We start from the raw sequence: 19,448 nt of genomic DNA, 5'->3' as shown, positions 1-19,448 counted from the left end.
CCGGTCGGTCCGGCTCCGCCCCAGCCAACGATCACTGCCGTACCCGGTCACCGGCGAGGTCACCCCGCGCGCTCGGCGCCGACGGATTTTCACCCGACCGGGCATCGGCGTGACCACAGGGACCGGTGAGGTTGACCGCGAGCGCAGCGTGCAGGATGGGGAGCATGGATCTTCGCATCTTCACCGAACCCCAGCAGGGCGCCACCTACGACACCCTTCTCACCGTCGCCAAGGCCACCGAGGACCTCGGTTTCGACGCCTTCTTCCGCTCCGACCACTACGTGAAGATGGGCTCCGTGGACGGCCTCCCCGGCCCCACCGACGCCTGGATCACCCTCGCCGGCCTCGCCCGCGAGACGAAGCGCATCCGCCTCGGCACACTGATGACCGCGGCCACCTTCCGGCTGCCCGGCGTCCTCGCCATCCAGGTCGCGCAGGTCGACCAGATGTCCGGCGGCCGGGTCGAACTGGGCCTGGGCGCGGGCTGGTTCGAGGAGGAGCACAAGGCGTACGGCATCCCCTTCCCGAAGGAGAAGTTCGCGCGTCTGGAGGAGCAGCTGGAGATCGTCACCGGGCTGTGGGCGACCGGCGTCGGCGAGACCTTCGACTTCCACGGCACGTACTACGACCTCACCGACTCGCCCGCGCTGCCCAAGCCCGCGCAGAGCAGGATCCCCGTGCTCATCGGCGGCCACGGCGCGAGCCGTACCCCACGGCTCACCGCGCGGTACGCCGACGAGTTCAACATGCCGTTCGGCTCGGTCGAGGACAGCGAGCGCCAGTTCGGCCGGGTGCGCGCCGCCGCCGAGGAGGCGGGCCGCAAGGCCGACGAGATCACCTGCTCCAACGCCCTCGTCGTCTGCGTCGGCAGGGACGACCAGGAGGTCGCCCGCCGCGCCGCCGCCATCGGCCGCGAGGTCGACGACCTGAAGGCCGACGGTCTGGCCGGTACCCCGTCCGAGGTCGTCGACAAGATCGGCCGCTACGCCGGGATCGGCTCCGAGCGGATCTACCTCCAGATCCTCGACCTGGCCGACCTGGACCACCTGGAACTGATCTCCTCGCAGGTGCAGTCGCAGCTGTAGTAGCGGCGGTCGCAGCGGTGGTCGCAGCGGCAAGGAGGCCACTGTGACAGTCCTGTGGCCGGAACTGTGGCCTCCGCCACACGGGGACCGACCAGGGGCTGATGGGGTGGCCCGATGCGAAGAGCCACCCCCCTCCTGCCGGTCCTGGTCGCCGCGGCCCTGCTCGTGACCGGCTGCGGATCGGAACGCGCCGGTTCCCCGAGCGCCGGATCCGGTGCCACGCCCCGGAGTCCGGTCTCCCCGGTCTCCGATCCGGGGCTGGACGGCGTGCGGGTCACCGGCGTGACCCTTCCGGCTCCGCCGACGCCCGGGATCGTCTCCGCGTACTCCCCGGTGTCCGCCACCTACGAGGTCGTCAACGACAGCTCCGAAGCACTGACGTACACGATCCTGTTCGACTTCACGACGGCCACCGGCGCGGTGATGACCAACACCCGGCAGACCGTGCACGACGTCGAACCCGGCCGCACCGTGCGGCGGACCGTCGAGATGCCGCTCTCGACAATGGGCGGCGGGGACCTGGACGTGACGCGGGTGAAGGTCTCCGAGGTCACCAGCGTCCCCGCCGCAGAGGCGCCGGCCGCTCCGGACACGTGCCCGGCCTCCGGAGTGGACGTCACGGTCGACGAAGGCGACGCCGCGATGGGGCTGCGGGTCGTGGGGCTGTGGCTGAGGAACTGCGGCACCGCCGACTACCACGTCGAGGGCTACCCGCGGCTCACCCTCCTCGACGAGGACCGCGAACCGGTCGAGGGCGTCAGGGTCCTCAAGGGCAGCGGCGACATCACCAGTTCCGTCACCGGCGCCGAGGACCCGCCCCGACCCGTGACCCTGAAGCCCGGCGAACGCGCCAGAGCAGTCCTGGTGTGGCGCAACACGACCGAAGCCGGCCTCGAAGCCGTCAACGCCCCCTTCGTCAGGGTCCATGCGAAGGCCGGCGCCGCACCCGCCACGGTGACGCCCCACCTCGACCTCGGGACCACCGGAAAGCTGGGCGTCGGCCCCTGGACGGCCCAGGAGCGGTAGCCCGCGCTCGTGATCTCCGTCATGTCAGGTTTCTGTCAGGAGCCCGGTCGACGGCTGTCAGCTTGCCCTGCTTGCATATGTGGCCCAGCTCCTCCCGGAATTGCACTCGGATCGGACTTCCCCTCCACCGATGACGAGCCCCGTGGGGCGGAACGTCGCGAGGGCTGTCCCGGCGGAGCCGGCGATGCTCAGACGGGCTGGTTCTGCTGTTCGATGTACTGCCTGACCACGGAGAGCGGGGCGCCGCCGACGGTGCCGGCGAAGTAGGAACCCGACCACAGCTTGTTGGCCCGCCAGTAGCGGCGTACCAGGTCGGGAACTCCTGGCGCAGACGGCGAGAGGAGACTCCCTTGAGGGAGTTGACGAGCTTGGTGACGGCGACCTTGGGCGGGAAGTTCACCAGGAGGCGGACGTGGTTGGTCTCGCCGTTGAACTCCACCAGCTCGCACTCGAAGTCCGCACACACCGACCGCATGATCTCCTCCATCCGCCTCAGGTGATCGTCCGTGAACACCTTGTGCTGGGACTTGGGTCACGAAGACCAAGTGGACATGCATCACGAGAACACAGTGCCGACCAGTTCTGATCTCCTGCATCTCACCCATAACCCAAATATGCAGCTTGACCGTCATGCAGCTTCGGTACAGCTTCCGCCTGTACCCGGACACCGGCCAACGCACCGCACCGGCCAAGGCGTTCGGGTGCGCCCGCGTCGTCTTCAACGACGCGGTGCGCGCCAGAGAGGACGCCCGCACAGCGGGCGAGGCGTTCCCGGCGGCCGGCGAGCTGTCCAAGAAGCTGATCACCGAGGCGAAACAGACCGACGCACGGGCCTGGCTGGGCGAGGTCTCCTCGGTGGTGCTCCAGCAGTCCCTGCGCGACGCGGAGGCCGCCTACAAGAACTGCGGCTCGATGCACATCGTCGACCTGGTTCCGCGGCGGGTGTGGCGTCGTGGCCCGCGGGGCGCGTACACGCTCGTCTCCGACGACGGGACGAACCCGGACGGCATCACCTGCGGGCAGCGTCCGCCTGCTGACGCCACGGCGTCCACGGTGACGTGATCGACGGCACGGCGCACTACCGTGGGGCCATGGCGGCACCGTTGGATGTGCTGGTGGTCGGCGGGGGCCCTACCGGGCTCGCGCTCGCCGCGCAGCTGCGTGCGTACGGGACCCGGTTCCGGGTCGTCGACCGGTCCCTGGACCGGGTCCGCGAGTCCCGGGCCCTGGCCATCCAGCCCCGCACGCTGGAGGCGCTGGCCGGCTTCGGTGTGACGGACGAGCTGGTCGCCCGGGGCAACCCGGCGATGCGGCTGCGGATGCACCTGCCCCGGCGGGTGGTGTCGCTGCGGCTCTTCGACATCGGGCTGAGCGACACCGCGTACCCCTTTCTGCTGTTCCTGTCGCAGGCCGAGACCGAGAGTGTCCTGGCCGGGCAGCTGGCCGCACGGGGCGTCGTGATCGAGCGCGGCACCGAGCTGGTCCGGCTGGAGGAGAAGGACGCGTACGTCGTGTGCCGGCTGCGCGGCCCGGACGGTTCCGAGGAGACGGTGCAGGCGCGGTACGTCGTCGGCTGCGACGGCGCCCACAGCACCGTGCGGGCGCAGGCGGGGATCGGGTTCGAGGGGTACGCGTATCCGCAGACGTTCCTGCTCGCCGATCTGGAGGTCGACGGGCTGGAGCCGGATGCCGTGCACACGTACCTGGCGGGGAACGGGATGCTGTTCTTCTTCCCGCTCGGCTCGCCGGCCACCTGGCGGATGCTCGCGATGCGGCCGCCCGATGCCCGCGCCGAGGTGACCGTGTCGCTCCTGGAGGAGACCGTCGGCCGCTACACCGACGACCGCCTGGCGCTGCGCGACCCGGTGTGGATGACCGACTTCCGGCTGCACAACCGTGGCGCCGCCCGCTACCGCGCCGGGCGCTGCTTCCTCGCCGGGGACGCGGCCCACATCCACAGCCCGGCCGGAGCCCAGGGGATGAACACCGGCATCCAGGACGCGCTCAACCTCGGCTGGAAACTCGCCCTCGTCTGCCGGGGCGCCGCGCCGGAGGGATCGCTGGAGACGTACGAGACCGAGCGCGCCCCCGTGGGCCGCGTCGTCCGGCGCTTCACCGACCGCGCTTTCACCGTCGGTACCAGCGGCAACCCGGCCATCCGGCTCGCCCGCACCCAACTCGCCCCGCGGCTGGCCCCGTTGGCGCTGCGGTCGGCGGCGCTGCGCGGGCGGATCTTCCGTACGGTCTCCGAACTGGGCATCCACTACCGGCGCAGCCCCGCCTCCGTGGACGGCTCGCGTCCGCCGCGGCGCGGCCCGCGGGCCGGTGACCGGCTGCCCGACCTGCCGAGCGGGCTCCAGGCGCGGTGCGCCGGCCCGGGGTATCAGGTGCTGCTCACCGGGCCGCCCCACCTGTGGAGCGACGAACGGATCGCCCCTCTCCTGCGCGGCCGTGACGGTCTCGTCGGCGTCCACCGCCTCGAGGACCAGGGCCCTTGGCCCGGCGTCGTGCACGGGCTCCTGCGCCCTGACGGCTACTTCGGGTATGTGGCCACGGGAGCGCAGCTCACGGGGCTGCGCGCATACCTCGACCGATGGCTTCCCGCCTGATCAGGTGCGCAGGTCGAGCAGGGCGGACATGGCGGCGACCACGGACGGGGCGACCTGGTAGTAGACCCAGGTCCCGCGCCGCTCCGAGGTGAGCAGTCCGGCCTCGCGCAGCTTCTTCAGGTGGTGGGAGACGGTCGGCTGGGAGACGCCGACGTCGGAGATGTCGCAGACGCACGCCTCGCCGCCCGGGTAGGAGGCGACCCTGGAGAACAGGCGCAGCCGCACGGGATCGGACAGCGCCTTGAACATCGCGGCCATCTTCTCCGCGTCGGCCCGGGACAGTTCCCCGGCGGTGATCGGCGGGCAGCACGGCACGGTCGCCCCGGCGCCCAGGACCGGCAGTTCCGCAATCTCTGACTTCGACATGTGTCTATGTTGACACTCGTCGATGCAGCGTGGCAAGCTCCAGACATCACGGACATCGACAGTCATCGAAACAGCAGATCGAAGCAAGCAGGGAGATCGACCACCATGAGTGAGCAGCAGCTCCCCGTCGTCGTCATCGGAGCCGGCCCCGTCGGCCTGGCCGCGGCCGCCCACCTCGTCGAGCGCGGCATCGAACCCCTGGTCCTGGAGGCCGGACCGGCCGCCGCCTCCGCGGTGCGCGAATGGAGCCACGTGCGCCTGTTCTCCACCTGGGGCGAGGTCACCGACCCGGCCGCCGAGAAGCTGCTCGCCCCGACCGGCTGGACCAAGCCGGACGCGGCCACGTACCCCTCCGGCGGCGACTGGGCCGAGCAGTACCTGCAGCCGCTGGCCGACGCCCTGGGCGACCGCGTCCGGTACGGCACACAGGTCACCGGCGTCTCACGCACCGGCCGCGACCGCATCGTCGACGCCGACCGCGAGTCCCAGCCCTTCGTCCTGCACCTCACCACCTTCGACGGCCGCGAGCAGCGCCTCTTCGCCCGCGCCGTCATCGACGCCTCCGGCACGTGGACCACGCCCGGTCCGGCCGGGGCGAGCGGCCTGCCCGCCCGCGGCGAGAAGGCCGTCGCCGACCGCGTCACGTACCGGGTGCCCGACCTCAAGGACCCGGCCGTCCGCGCCCGTTACGCCGGCCGGCGCACCGCGGTCATCGGCTCCGGGGCCTCCGCCTTCACCGCGCTGGCCACCCTCGCCGACGTCGCCCGGGACGAGCCGGGGACGCACGCGGTGTGGATCCTGCGGCGCGGGATCAGCGGCTCCACGTTCGGCGGCGGCGAAGCCGACGAGCTGCCCGCCCGCGGCGCCCTGGGTCTGGCGGCGAAGGCCGCCGTCGACAACGGTCACGCGGACGCCGTCACCGGCTTCCGTACCGAGGCCGTCGAGCGCGCCGAGGACGGACGGCTGATCCTGGTCGGCGAGGACGGACGGCGACTCGACCCGGTCGACGAGGTCATCGTGCTGACCGGCTTCCGCCCGGACCTGTCCTTCCTGTCCGAGGTCCGCCTCGGCCTGGACGAGCGCCTCCAGGCACCCACCGCGCTGGCGCCGCTCATCGACCCCAACCAGCACTCCTGCGGCACCGTCTACCCGCACGGCCACAAGGAGCTGTCCCACCCCGAGCAGGACATCTACCTGGTCGGCATGAAGTCCTACGGCCGCGCCCCCACCTTCCTCGCCATGACCGGGTACGAGCAGGTCCGCTCCGTCGCCGCGGCCATCGCCGGTGACCTCGAGTCCGCCGACCGAGTGGAGCTGACCCTGCCGGAGACCGGGGTGTGCGGCGGAGCCGGGCTCTTCGACGACCCGGCCGCCGGGCAGGCGGGCGGCGGAGGGTGCTGCGCCCCGGCGCCCGCTCTCGTGCAGATCGGTATCGGCGCCCCCGCCTCGTCCGGCGGTTGCTGACCCGCGGTGACGGACCTGCACGGCAGCGCGGTCGCGACCGGCACCGGGGACCGGTCGCGGCCGCGTGCCGCCCTTCCCGCCCTGTGCGCCACCCAGATCACCGGCTGGGGCATCGTCTACTACGCCTTCCCCGTCCTCAACGCGCGCATCACCGCCGACACCGGCTGGTCCACCACCGCCACGACCGGCGCCTTCTCCGGCGCCCTGGTCGTCTCCGCGCTCGCCGGAATACCGGTCGGCCGCATCCTGGACCGCCGGGGCCCACGTGCCGTGATGACCACCGGCTCACTGCTGGCCGTCGCCGCGGTGCTCACCCTCGCGTGGGCGCCCAACCTCGCGGTCTTCACAGCGGCCTGGCTGCTCGCCGGGACGGCGATGGCCGCCACCTTCTACCAGCCCGCGTTCGCCGCCGTCACCCGCTGGTTCGGAGAGGACCGCGTCCGCGCCCTCACGATCGTCACCCTCGCCGGCGGCCTCGCCTCCACCGCCTTCGCGCCCCTGACGGCCACCCTCGCCGAACACCTGAGCTGGCGCCTGACATACACCGTCCTGGCGGCGATCCTCGCGGCCGTCACCGTCCCCGCCCACGCCCTCGCCCTGCGCGGGCCCTGGCCGGCCGCACCGGCCCACCCCACGCACCAGCCGGGCGGCGGCAGCCGGTCGGTCGCCCGCAGCCGCCCCTTCCTCCTCCTCGCCGCCGCCTTCACCCTCAACGGCTTCGCGATGTACGCCGTCGTCGTCGCCCTCGTCCCGCTCCTCGCCGAACGCGGCGCGAGCCCCACCGCGGCGGCCTGGGCCCTGGGTCTCGGCGGCGTGGGCCAGACCCTGGGCCGAACGCTGTACCGAGGGCTCGCCCGCCGTACCGGCGTCACCACCCGCACCGTCGCCCTGATCGTCCTGGGCGGTGCGGCCACCGCGGCCCTCGCCGTCGTCCCGGGACCGTACCCGCTGCTCCTCCTCCTGGCCGTCGCCGCGGGCATGGTGCGCGGCAACCTCACCCTCCTCCAGGCCACCGCCGTGGCCGACCGCTGGGGAACGGCCGACTACGGCCGCCTGTCCGGGATCCTCGCAGCCCCCGCCGCCATCGCGGGGGCGCTCGCCCCCTTCGCCGGCGCCGCACTGGCGCACGCGTTGGGCGGCTACCCGCAGCTCTTCGTCCTGCTCGCCGGGGTGTCCCTGGCCGCCGCCGCCCTGGCCGCGGGATCGGGGATCCGGCGCGGCACGTGACGAACAGGGTCGCGTGAAAAATCCTGAGTGTGCGCAGGGAGCGGCCGATGTACGTTGTGCGGACGCGACCGCGAGGTCCGACACGACGAAACCCCCCAGCTCAGAAGGTATTTCGAGGTGTAACCACCGTGTTCCTGACGATCAGTACCACCGGCACCGCCGAACGCCCCGCCACCGACCTCGGCTTCCTGCTGCACAAGCATCCCGAGAAGGCGCAGGCGTTCTCCACGTCCTACGGCACGGCGCACGTCCTCTACCCCGAGGCGGATGCCGAGCGCTGCACCGCGGCGCTGCTGCTGGAGGTCGACGCGGTGGCACTGGTCAGGCGCGGCAAGGGCAAGGGACGCGGCGGCGCCCCCGACGCGGCACTCGCGCAGTACGTCAACGACCGCCCGTACGCCGCCTCCTCGCTGCTCGCCGTGGCGCTGAGCGGCGTCTTCTCCAGCGCGATGCGGGGCGTGTGCAACGCCAGGCCCGAAGCGGCCGAGCAGACCAGGCCGTTGCGCATCGAGGTGCCCGCCCTTCCGGCCAGAGGCGGCCCGGAACTCGTACGACGCCTCTTCGAGCCGCTCGGCTGGGCGGTGACCGTCGAACCGGTGGCGCTGGACGCCGAGTTCCCGGAGTGGGGCGACTCGCGGTACGTACGCCTCGTCCTGGAATCCTCGGAGCTCACTCTCGCCGCGGCCCTGCGTCACCTGTACGTCCTGCTGCCCGTCCTCGACGACGCCAAGCACTACTGGGTGGCCCCCGACGAGGTGGACAAGCTGCTGCGGGCCGGTGAGGGCTGGCTGCCCGAGCACCCGGAGCAGAAGCTGATCACCAGCCGCTATCTGTCGCGCCGCTGGTCGCTGACCCGGCAGGCGATGGAACGGCTGGAGCTCGTGCGGCTGGCCGAGACCGACGACAGCGAGGTCGAAGAGATCGACAACGCGGTCGAGGCGGAGGCCGAGACCGAGGAGAAGCCGACCCCGCTCGCCGTACAGCGCCGGGACGCGATCGTCGCCGCGCTCCAGGCGGCCGGCGCCGCCCGGGTGCTCGACCTCGGCTGCGGGCAGGGCCAGTTGGTGCAGGCGCTGCTCAAGGACCCGAAGTTCACCGAGATCGTCGGCACCGACGTGTCCATGCGGGCGCTGACCGTCGCCTCCCGGCGTCTCAAGCTGGACCGCATGGGGGAGCGGCAGGCCTCGCGCGTCCAGCTCTTCCAGAGCTCGCTGGCGTACACCGACAACCGGCTCAAGGGGTACGACGCCGCCGTGCTGAGCGAGGTGATCGAGCACCTCGACCTGCCGCGGCTGCCCGCCCTGGAGTACGCGGTGTTCGGCTCGGCCCGTCCGCGCACCGTGCTGGTGACGACCCCGAACGTCGAGTACAACGTGCGCTGGGAGAGCCTCCCAGCCGGACACGTCCGGCACGGCGACCACCGCTTCGAGTGGACGCGCGCGGAGTTCCGGGCATGGGCGGAGGCGGTGGGCGAACGGCACGGCTACGGCGTGGAGTTCATACCGGTCGGCCCCGACGACCCGGAGGTCGGACCGCCGACTCAGATGGCCATATTCGTACAGCAGAACGCGACCGACAAGAACGCGACCGAGAAGGAGGCGAAGGCAGCATGACCGATACGCAGCAGCAGACCAAGGGACGCGTCCTCCCCGTCACCGACCTCTCCCTCGTCGTTCTCGTCGGCGCCTCCGGCTCCGGCAAGTCCACCTTCGCCCATCGGCACTTCAAGCCGACCGAGATCATCTCCTCCGACTTCTGCCGCGGCCTGGTCTCCGACGACGAGAACGACCAGAGCGCGACGAGGGACGCCTTCGACGTCCTGCACTACATCGCGGGCAAGCGCCTCGCCGCGGGCCGCCGTACGGTCGTGGACGCCACCAGCGTGCAGCAGGACTCCCGCCGGCAGCTGATCGACCTCGCCAAGCAGTACGACGTGCTGCCCATCGCCATCGTGCTCGACGTGCCGGAGGAGGTGTGCGCCGAGCGCAACACGGCCCGCGTCGACCGCGCCGACATGCCGCGCCGGGTCATCGGACGCCACATCCGCGAACTGCGCCGGTCCGTCCGGCACTTGGAGCGCGAGGGCTTCCGGAAGGTGCACATCCTCCGGGGTGTCGAGGACATCGACAACGCCACCGTCGTCACCGAGAAGCGCTTCAACGACCTGACCCACCTCACCGGCCCCTTCGACATCGTCGGCGACATCCACGGCTGCGCCTCCGAACTGGAGACCCTGCTGGGCAAGTTGGGCTACACCGACGGCGTCCACCCCGAGGGCCGCACCGCGGTCTTCGTCGGCGACCTCGTCGACCGCGGCCCGGACAGCCCGGGCGTGCTGCGCCGCGTGATGTCGATGGTGAAGTCGGGCAACGCCCTGTGCGTACCGGGCAACCACGAGAACAAGTACGGCCGTTACCTCAAGGGCCGCAAGGTCCAGCACACCCACGGGCTCGCCGAGACCATCGAGCAGATGGAGGGCGAGAGCGAGGAGTTCGCCGCCGAGGTCCGTGAGTTCATCGACGGGCTCGTCAGCCACTACGTCCTCGACGGCGGCCGGCTGGTCGTCTGCCACGCCGGCCTGCCCGAGAAGTACCACGGCCGCACCTCCGGCCGGGTCCGCTCGCACGCCCTGTACGGCGACACCACCGGAGAGACCGACGAGTTCGGGCTGCCGGTGCGCTACCCGTGGGCGGAGGACTACCGGGGCCGGGCGGCCGTGGTCTACGGCCACACCCCGGTACCCGAGGCCACGTGGCTCAACAACACCATCTGCCTGGACACCGGCGCCGTCTTCGGCGGCAAGCTCACCGCGCTGCGCTGGCCGGAGCGCGAACTGGTCGACGTACCGGCGGAGCAGATGTGGTACGAGCCGACGAAACCGCTGCGCAGCGAGGCCCCGGGCGGGCACGACGGACGCCCGCTCGACCTCGCCGACGTGCACGGGCGCCGGGTCGTGGAGACACGGCACGCGGGCAGGGTGTCGGTCCGGGAGGAGAACGCGGCGGCGGCACTGGAGGTCATGAGCCGCTTCGCGGTGGACCCGCGGCTGCTGCCGTACCTCCCGCCGACCATGGCGCCCACCGCCACCTCGCACATCGAGGGCTACCTGGAGCACCCGGCCGAGGCGTTCGCCCAGTACCAGGAGGACGGCGTCGAGCGGGTCGTGTGCGAGGAGAAGCACATGGGCTCGCGGGCGGTGGCCCTGGTGTGCCGGGACGCGGACGCCGCGCGGAAGCACTTCGGGGTGGACGGGCCGACCGGGTCCCTCTACACCCGCACCGGCCGCCCGTTCTTCGACGACGAGTCCGTCACCGAGGAGATCCTCGGCCGCCTGCGCAAGGCGATCGACGAGGCCGGCGTGTGGATCGAACTCGACACAGATTGGCTCCTGTTGGACGCCGAGCTGATGCCGTGGTCGCTGAAGGCGTCCGGTCTGCTCCGCAGTCAGTACGCGGCTGTCGGCGCCGCCTCCGGCGCTGTCTTCCCGGGTGCGCTGACCGCCCTGGAGGGCGCGGCGGCCCGCGGCGTCGACGTGGCGGACCTGCTGGCCCGCCAGCGCGAACGCGCCGACGCCGCCTCGAAGTTCACGGACGCCTACCGGCGCTACTGCTGGACCACGGACGGCCTGGACGGCGTCCGCCTGGCACCGTTCCAGATCCTCGCCGTACAGGGCCGCAGCCTCGCCGCCCTGCCGCACGACGAGCAGCTGGCCCTGCTGGACCGGCTCGTGGAGCACGACAGCAGCGGCCTGCTCCAGACCACCCGACGCCTCTACGTCGACACCGGCGACCCGGAGTCGGTGCGGGCGGGCGTCGACTGGTGGCTGGAGATGACCGGACGCGGCGGCGAGGGCATGGTCGTCAAGCCGGTCGGCGCGGTGGTACGCAGTGAAGCGGGCCGTCTGGTGCAGCCCGGCATCAAGTGCCGCGGCCGCGAATACCTGCGGATCATCTACGGCCCGGAGTACACCCGTCCGGACCACCTCGCCCGGCTCCGCCACAGGTTCCTCAACCACAAGCGGTCGCTGGCGATCCGCGAGTACGCGCTCGGCCTCGAGGCGCTCGACCGGCTGGCCGAGGGCGAGCCGCTGTGGCGGGTGCACGAGGCCGTGTTCGGGGTGCTGGCGCTGGAGTCGGAGCCGGTGGACCCGAGGCTGTAGTCGACGACAGGGTCCGGTGGGACCCGTCAGGGTCGGTTTTCGGCCGAGTCTCCCAACTGGGGGGCGCTCGGCCGGACTTCGCCTCCGGCGGCCCCACTTGTCCCTGGTTAACCGCCAGTTGCCGTGCTAACTTCGCAGGTCGGTCAGGCAGGCGTACCGGCTTCATGGGGGACAGTCGGTGGAGACAGGCGCGGGGTTGGGCAAGCCCATCGACGATCGCGCGCGCCCGCGCGGACTTCAGCTCCTCCAGGACCTGACCGACGGCCTGTGCGAGCTGAGCTGCACGGAGGACTCCGAGAGCCGCCGCCAGTTCGCCGCGCTCCTCGGGCAGTACCTCGGCCGGCCGGTCGACGTACGCGGTGTCCGACAGCGTGATGACGTGGTGGCGCTGGTGCGGGTCGCGTTGAACGTGGCGGGCGGGGAGCGCGTACTCGTCGGGGTGGTCCGTCTCCTCGAAGGAAACCCCGCGGGCGACGAACTCGACCGGCTGATCGACCCCTTCCCGGCCGCCGCCCCCGAGACGCCGCTCGGCCCGCCCGGCCCGCTCAGCCGCGACGACGAGAGCAGCGCCCGTGCCGTCCTGGCCAAGGGCGAGATCTCCGCGAGCCGGCTGCGGGACGACCTGGTCGGGGAGCTCAACGGCCTCGACCTGCCCACCAGGCTCTTACCGGATCAGCTCTTCACCCACGTCCTGGAGTGGAACACCCAGCCGGACGGCCTGCCGCCCGCCGTGCTCCTCCTGGACCGGGCGGCCCGGCTCGCCCTCGCCCCCGGTCATCGCGCCGCCCTGTCCGGCTGGGCCGACGACTGGGCCCGCCGCGCCGGTCTGACCCAGGAGCTGGAGCGGCGCAGGGCCGCGCGCGCCGGCGTGGCGAGCGACCCCGACATCCCGCGCTGTCTGATCGTCGCCGTCGAACCCGCGCAGGACGGCTCCGGCGAGGTCGTCGTGCGCCCCTGGCTCAACACCGTCCCCGGTCACTGGAACCCCCAGCCCGGCGAACCGGCCGTCACCACCCTCGGCGGCCTCGGCAGCGCCGTCGAACAGGCCCTCGAGCAGGGCTCCCGGCTCTGGTCGGTGCCCCCCGAACCGGGCGCGGGCGGACGCGTGCAGCCGCCGCCGTACATCGAGTTCGTCCTGCCGTACGACCTCCTCAACCACGATGTGGCCGGGCTGACGCACCGGATCGGCGACGGGCGGCCGCTGCCGCTCGGGCTGAAGTACGGGGTTCACCTGCGCAGCCTGGAGCGCATGCGCAGCAACGACGTGCTGGTCAGGGAGCAGTGGCGGGAGCGCTGGCGCACCCTGCGGGAGCACGGGGTCACGGTGCACGGCTGGAGTGAACCGGATGGTGGGCGCCTGGACGCATGGCAGGCCGTGCTGGCTGGGGAGAACAGACATACGGCCGTGGTGCTGGACGCCCCGGCCGACCGCTTTGCCCTGGAGGCGCTCAAGGCCGCCATCGCGGAGGGGATCGGACTCGCGGTCTGGGACCGCCGAGGGGTTTTCGACGAGGAACGCCGGGAGGTGGTGACCGCCGTGTTCGCCGCCGTGCCGACGCCCGCGCAGATCCCGACCGCCATCCACCGACTGCGCCAGAAGGCCGCGTCGCACACCCAGGGGCCGAGCCGGCTCCTCGGCCGGCACATCGGCTTCTTCTGGGACGACCCCACCCGACTCGTAGACATCGACCCCGGCGATCTCGCCGGCGAGGAGGCACCGGCATGAGCGCGCACGAGCAGACGTCCCCGAACGGCTGGCGCGTCTTTCACGCCACGGGCAGCGCCCCGGCCGTCCCGCCCCGGCTGCCCGAGCCGCCGCCCTGGCGCCGGTTCCGCGGCGAACCGCTCCAGCCCACCCCGCCCGACGACCCCGAGGCCGCGCTGCGCCGCCTGGGCCCCGGCGACATCACCCCGCAGCTCGGCCCGGACGAGATCGACACCGTCAACGCCGCCCTGCTGTTGCGCCGGCCCCTGCTGATCACCGGCCCGCCCGGCGTCGGCAAGTCCACCCTCGCCTACCTGATAGCCCGCGAACTGGGCCTGGGCCGGGTCCTGGAGTGGAACATCGTCAGCCGTACGACCCTGCGCGACGGCCTCTACGTCCATGACGCCATGGGGCGCGCCCAGGCCATCGCCGCCTGGCAGGCGGGCCTGCGCGAGGCGGGCTTCACCGCACCGTTCGACGCGCAGGCCGTCGACGGGGGTCCCCTGGAGGACGTCAACACCGCGCTCTCGACGGGCGATCGCCAACTCCCTCCGTTTCTCGGTGACTTCATCACCCTGGGTCCCCTCGGCACCGCCCTGCTGCCCTACGATCGTCCCCGTGTGCTTCTCGTCGACGAACTCGACAAGAGCGACATCGACCTGCCGAACGACCTGTTGCACGTCCTGGAGAACGGAAGCTATGACGTCCCGGAGCTGGTGCGCGACGCCGCGGACACCGCGCGCGTCCACACCAGCGACCCCGGCGGGCACGCCCTCGTGCGCGGTGGCCGGGTCGAAGCCCGGGAGTTCCCGGTCGTGGTGATCACCAGCAACGGGGAACGCGAATTCCCCGCGGCCTTCCGCCGGCGCTGCCTGCCGCTGGAGATGCGCACCCCCAGCCGGGAGCAACTCCTGGCCATGGTCGAACGGCACCTCGAAGGGCGCCCGCAGGGCACCGAAGACCTGGTCGACCTGTTCGTTCAGCGGGTCCAGGCCGGCGGAACCCACTCTCTGGACCAGCTACTCAACGCTGTCCAGATGACTACCGCGGGTGGTTTCCAGGCGGATGGTGACGGGCGTAAGCTCGTGGAAATGCTGCTCCGCGACCTCGCGAAGGGCCGCTGAATGACCGGCTTTCCCAGGGAGCGCGCGTCCGGGCTCGGCGACGGAGGTCCCGTATCGGGGTCGTCGCCCCCTTCGGCGTTCTCCGAGTCCGTCGAGTACCTGCGAGAGCACGGAGCGACGTTCTCCGCCGCCCTGGACCAGGACGCGCCGGCCCGCCCGCCCCACGCCGAGGAGCAGTCCGCGCCGCGCTGGCAGGAGGTCGCCGACGCCGTCTGGCTCGCCGCCCACTGGTCCCACCACGACCGCCCGGCCGGGGAAGACGCGGCGCAGAGCCCCGACACCCCGCCCACGACCCCACCGCCGGCTCGCGAGGACACCGCCGTACGAGACCCCGAGGCGCCCGCGGCCGGCGAGGCCGGGCCCGCCGCCGATGCCGTACGACCACCGCGGCGCTCGCCCGCCGACGCCGGCACCCCCGGCCCGCAGACCCCGCCGCCCCGGGACCCGGCGCACCGGCCCGGTCGGCCGGACACCGACGGCGCGAGCGGCGAACTCGCCGTACTCGCCCGGCTGTTACCCGATCCCGAAGGGCCCTTCGCCCTGCACGTGGGCCGGCCGCTGCTGCCCGACGACCGCCCGCAGCAGGGGCCCGGCCGGGCCACCGCCCTGCTCGCCCGCGCCCTGCACCGGCTCGCCCGGCGCATCCCCTCCCGCGACACCCTGGAGCTCGACGAGGAGACCACCGCCGAGCAGGGACTGGCCGACGGCATGTGGCTGCCGTTCCTGCGGCCCGCCCGCACCTCCGCCTTCGACCTCGTCCTCCTCATGGACGACGCGCCCACCATGCGCATCTGGGAGGAGGCCGCCGCCCACCTCGCCCGGGCCGCCGAGCACAGCGGCGCCTTCCGGGGGGTGCGCACGGTCCGGGTGAACGTGCCGCGCACCGGCACCGCCACCCTGCGCTGGGGCACCGGCCGGGCCGCCGCGGACCCCGCCGAACTCCTCGACGGACGCGGCGGCCGCATCTTCCTCGTCGTCACCGACGGCCTCGCCCACGGCTGGGCCGCGCCCGCCGCCGACGAGCTGCTCGGCCGCCTCGCCCACGCCGGCCCCACCGCACTCGTCCACCTGCTGCCGCCGCACCTGCGCCACCGCTCCTCGCTCTACCCCTACCAGGCGGTCCTGGAGGCCGGCGGCTTCGGCGCCGCCAACGACGGCCTCGCCCACTGGGCGCCGCCCGGCGGCCCCGACCCGCTGCGCCCGCTGCCCGCCGCGGGCGACGGCTCGGTGCCGGTGCCCGTGCTGTCCCTGAAGGCCGGCTCCCTCGCCGCCTGGGCCGACCTCGTCACCTCGGAGCGCGGAGTACGCCGCGCCCTGCCCGTCGTCCTGGCCGGCACCCTCACCAAGGGCTCCCCCGCGCCCGGACTGCGCGCCCCGCGCTTCCCGCGCGCCGCCACCGCCGCCGTACGCCGGTTCTTCACGCTGGCCACCCCCGCCGCACGCCGGCTCGCCACCCAACTCGCGGCGATCCCTTTCGAGTTCGACCTGGTGGAACAGCTGCGGCGGCGCACCATGCCGGAGACCGGTCCCGACCACCTCGCCGAGATCCTCATGGGCGGGCTGATCGACTGGGACAGCGGCGGCGAGGGCCGGCCCGAGTTCGCCGACGGGGTGCGCGAGGCACTGCTCGCCACCACCACCCGCAGCCAACTCGCTCGCACCGTCAGTGTGGTGGGCGAGCTGCCCGCCGCCGGCGCGCGCGGCCTCGCCCTGCGCGCCGCCCTGCGGGACCCGGCCGGCGCCACCCTGCCCGACCCCGCCGAGCACGGCTGGGTGCGCAGCGAACTGGCCGTGATGCGCGCGCTGTCGGGACCGTACTCCGAACGCGCCAGGCGCATCGAACCCAACCTCGCCAGGCTCGGGACCGGTGCCGCCGAACGGGTGCCTGCCCGTTTGCCCGCGGGCTCACTCCCTGAGGTGAACCACCCGGGCGGCGGGGGATCATCCGGCTCCGGGGATGGGACGGATCCAGCTAACGTCCCCGACGGACCTGGAGAGCCCCCCGTGCAGAGCCTGGTAACCGACGCGAACCAACACGAAGCCCCGGAGGCTGAGCAGCTCATGCAGAGCACCACGACCGCAACACCGGCTCTTCTGGTGAACGTTCCCCTCAGGAACACGTCGTTCGTCGGCCGCCAGACGCTGCTGAGGTCCGTGGAGGAGCAGCTCAGCGCCCAGGACACCGCGGCCGTGCTGCCGCACGCACTGCACGGCCTCGGCGGCGTCGGCAAGTCCCAGCTCGCGCTGGAGTACATCTACACCCACCAGCACGACTACAAGGTGGTCTGCTGGATCCCCGCCGAGCGCGAGAGCCTCATCCTGGCCGCCCTCGCCACCCTGGCCGCCCAGCTGGGCGTCGCCCCGACCGGACAGGACAGCCTGGGCGCCCCGGCCGCCAACACCGCCGTGCCCGCCGTACTGGAGGCACTGCGCACCGGAGCGCCGTACGACAACTGGCTGCTCGTCTTCGACAACGCGGAGGACGTCGAGGCGGTGCGCAACTACTTCCCCACCAACGGGCCCGGCAAGGTCATCGTCACCTCCCGGAACCGGGCCTGGGAACGGGTCGCCACCCCGCTGCCGGTGAACGTGTTCGAGCGCGAGGAGTCCATCGAGCTCCTCCAGAAACGCTCGCCCGACCTGAGCGTCGAGGACGCCGACCGGCTCGCCGAGGCCCTCGGCGACCTGCCGCTGGCCGTGGAGCAGGCGGGCGCCTGGCGCGCGGTCACCGGCATGCTCGTCGACGAGTACCTCGACCTGCTCGACCAGCGCAGCCCCGAGATCCTCGAACTCGACCCCAACCCCGACTACCCGGTCTCCGTCGCCGCCGCCTGGGACATCTCGCTGGAGCGGATCCAGCAGAACAACCCCGGCGCCCGGCAGCTCCTCGACGTCTGCGCCAGCATGGCCCCCGAGCCCATTCCGCGGTCCATGCTGCGCGGCAGCCGGGGCGTCAGCATCACCTCCGAGATCGACCCGCTGCTGCGCGAGTCGATCCGCCTGAACCGCGCGGTGCGCGACCTCAGTCAGTTCTCGCTGATCAAGGTGGACCCGCGCTCCGACACCCTGCAGATGCACCGCCTGCTGCAGACCGTGCTCCTGGCCAAGCTGAGCGCCGACGAGCGGCAGCGGATGCGGGACGCCGCCCACCAGCTGCTGTCGGCCGCCAAGCCGGGCGCCTACGGGTCCTCCCTGGAGTGGCGTGCCTACCAGGCACTGCTGCCGCACGTGCTCACCTCGCAGGCGGTCACCAGCACCGACCAGTGGGTGCGCGAACTCGTCTACGACACCGTGTGGTTCCTCTACTACTGGGGCGACCACGAAGGCGCCGCCGACCTCGGCCGGCAGGCCTGGAGCGCCTGGCTCGCCACCTCCGGCGAGGAGGACATCCACGTCGTCCGGATGTCGAAGAGCTTCTCGTTCCTGCTGCGCCAGATCGGGCAGGTCCCCGAGTCGGTCCCGCTCGCCGAGAAGGCCCTGGAGGTCTCCCGCCGGATGCAGGTCGAGCCGGAGGAGCTGATCGACTCCCTGTGCGAGATGGCCGACGCCCGCCGCTACCAGGGCCGCTTCCAGGAGGCGCGGGACCTCGGCAAGGAGGCCACCGAGCTGGGCCGGTCCCTGTTCGGCTCCGACGACCCCGCCACACTGCGGGCCACCCACAGCTGGGGCGTCGACCTGCGGCTGTGCGGACAGTTCAGGGAGGCGCTGCCGCTGGACCAGGAGAACGCGCGGCTTCGAGACCTGCTGTTCGGCCCGGCCAGCTTCTTCACCCTCAACACCCTCAACGGCCTGTCCATCGACATGCGGGAGAGCGGCGACTACCCCGGCGCCCGCGACTTCCAGGAGGACGTCCACCGGCGGGCGCGCACCGCGTTCGGCGAGGAACACCCGCTCACCCTGCGCATCGCCCGCAACCTCGCGGTGTGCCGGCGCCGCGACGGGGCGCTCGCCGAGGCGGCCAAGCTCGCCGAGGAGACCCTGCGGCGCTTCGTCGCCCGCTACGGCCCCGACCACTTCGACTCGCTGTCCACCGCGACCAACCTGTCCGTCGACCAGCGGCTGGCGGGTGACCTCGAAAGCTCCCGCCAGCTGGCGGACGTGACCCTGCGGCGCTACGAGCAGCGCCTCGGCGAGGACCACGCCTACACGCTGCTGGCCCGGGCCAACCTGGCCGCCACGCTCCGGGCGCTCGGGTCTCTCGACACCGCCCAGGAGCAGGAGGACGCCGCGGCCGCCCGGCTGGCCGAGACGGTCGGCGACCACCACGTCCTCACCCTGACCGTCGCCCTCGGCCAGGCCAACACGGCGTACGCACGTCTCGACTTCGAGCGGGCGCACGAGATCGACCGGGCCAATCTGCCGCTGCTCGCCGAGGTGGCGGGCGAGGAACACCCGCTGACCCTCTCCTGCACGGCCAACCTCGCCCTGGACCTGCGGGGCCTGGGCCGCGGCCCGGAGGCGGACGAGCTCCAGCGCAAGGCGGTGGACGGCTTCACCCGCATCCTGCGCGCCGACCACCCGTGGCTGCTGGCGGCCCGTCAGCGGCGGCGGATCGAGTGCGACATGGCGCCGATGCCGCTGTAGCCTCCCGCGGTCGGGCGGTGGTGTGGGAGTGGGCGCGGGTTGTGGTGACGCTGCCGGCCGGTGGGGGCTGGTCGCGCAGTTCCCCGCGCCCCTTCGGGG

11 protein-coding genes and 2 pseudogenes are annotated in these 19,448 nt (G+C 72.7%); 11 read left to right on the top strand and 2 right to left on the bottom strand.

What is annotated here, in order from left to right; all coding sequences use genetic code 11:
- Nucleotides 1-164: 164 nt before the first annotated feature.
- Nucleotides 165-1,085 (top strand): LLM class F420-dependent oxidoreductase, encoded by a 921-nt coding sequence (locus OG252_RS14725; RefSeq protein ID WP_266432675.1) that lies wholly within the window; start codon nt 165-167, stop codon nt 1,083-1,085.
- A gap of 114 nt (nt 1,086-1,199) precedes the next feature.
- The gene (locus OG252_RS14720) at nt 1,200-2,111 is read left to right on the top strand and encodes a DUF4232 domain-containing protein (RefSeq protein ID WP_329336526.1); all 912 of its coding nucleotides are present in this window, start codon (nt 1,200-1,202) and stop codon (nt 2,109-2,111) included.
- 188 nt (nt 2,112-2,299) lie between these two features.
- Here OG252_RS14720 and tnpA read toward each other — a convergent pair.
- Nucleotides 2,300-2,716: pseudogene (gene tnpA, locus OG252_RS14715) on the bottom strand (IS200/IS605 family transposase).
- Nucleotides 2,717-2,741: 25 nt separating this feature from the next.
- Here tnpA and OG252_RS14710 point away from each other — a divergent pair.
- Together OG252_RS14710 and OG252_RS14705 are read left to right on the top strand one after the other, a co-directional pair.
- Nucleotides 2,742-3,014, top strand: a pseudogene (locus tag OG252_RS14710) (helix-turn-helix domain-containing protein); the annotation flags it as partial.
- Between the two features lie 188 nt (nt 3,015-3,202).
- Nucleotides 3,203-4,720 (top strand): FAD-dependent monooxygenase, encoded by a 1,518-nt coding sequence (locus OG252_RS14705; RefSeq protein ID WP_329336525.1) that lies wholly within the window; start codon nt 3,203-3,205, stop codon nt 4,718-4,720.
- On the opposite strand, the gene OG252_RS14700 is transcribed toward OG252_RS14705, so the two are convergent.
- The gene (locus OG252_RS14700) at nt 4,721-5,086 is read right to left on the bottom strand and encodes an ArsR/SmtB family transcription factor (protein ID WP_266432669.1); all 366 of its coding nucleotides are present in this window, start codon (nt 5,084-5,086) and stop codon (nt 4,721-4,723) included.
- Between the two features lie 105 nt (nt 5,087-5,191).
- Here OG252_RS14700 and OG252_RS14695 point away from each other — a divergent pair, with 105 nt between their 5' ends.
- The 7 genes from OG252_RS14695 (at nt 5,192) to fxsT (ending at nt 19,349) form a co-directional block, all read left to right on the top strand.
- Nucleotides 5,192-6,550, top strand: a complete 1,359-nt coding sequence (locus OG252_RS14695; protein ID WP_329336521.1) for an NAD(P)-binding domain-containing protein — start codon at nt 5,192-5,194, stop codon at nt 6,548-6,550.
- Nucleotides 6,551-6,556: 6 nt separating this feature from the next.
- A complete protein-coding gene (locus OG252_RS14690; RefSeq protein WP_329336519.1) occupies nt 6,557-7,777 on the top strand; it encodes an MFS transporter in 1,221 nt (406 codons plus the stop codon).
- Between the two features lie 128 nt (nt 7,778-7,905).
- Nucleotides 7,906-9,390: a 3' terminal RNA ribose 2'-O-methyltransferase Hen1 gene (locus OG252_RS14685; protein WP_266432663.1), complete on the top strand. Its 1,485-nt coding sequence runs from the start codon at nt 7,906-7,908 to the stop codon at nt 9,388-9,390.
- Nucleotides 9,387-11,936: a polynucleotide kinase-phosphatase gene (locus OG252_RS14680; protein ID WP_329336517.1), complete on the top strand. Its 2,550-nt coding sequence runs from the start codon at nt 9,387-9,389 to the stop codon at nt 11,934-11,936. The genes OG252_RS14685 and OG252_RS14680 overlap by 4 nt, the downstream gene beginning before the upstream one ends.
- Before the next feature lie 178 nt (nt 11,937-12,114).
- Complete coding sequence (locus tag OG252_RS14675) at nt 12,115-13,662, top strand: VMAP-C domain-containing protein (RefSeq protein ID WP_266432658.1); 1,548 nt, start codon at nt 12,115-12,117, stop codon at nt 13,660-13,662.
- Complete coding sequence (locus OG252_RS14670; protein ID WP_266432656.1) at nt 13,659-14,765, top strand: AAA family ATPase; 1,107 nt, start codon at nt 13,659-13,661, stop codon at nt 14,763-14,765. Before OG252_RS14675 ends, OG252_RS14670 begins: the two co-directional genes overlap by 4 nt.
- Nucleotides 14,766-19,349 carry an FxSxx-COOH system tetratricopeptide repeat protein gene (gene fxsT, locus OG252_RS14665; RefSeq protein WP_329336514.1) on the top strand — a complete coding sequence of 1,528 codons (4,584 nt, stop codon included), beginning with the start codon at nt 14,766-14,768 and terminating at the stop codon, nt 19,347-19,349.
- The last annotated feature ends 99 nt before the right edge of the window (nt 19,350-19,448 follow it).

Origin of the sequence: Streptomyces sp. NBC_01352, assembly GCF_036237295.1 — a bacterium.
Taxonomy (GTDB): Bacteria; Actinomycetota; Actinomycetes; order Streptomycetales; family Streptomycetaceae; genus Streptomyces; species Streptomyces plumbiresistens.
Note: the sequence above shows the minus strand (reverse complement) of the source record. Positions and strands in the feature narration are given on the sequence as shown.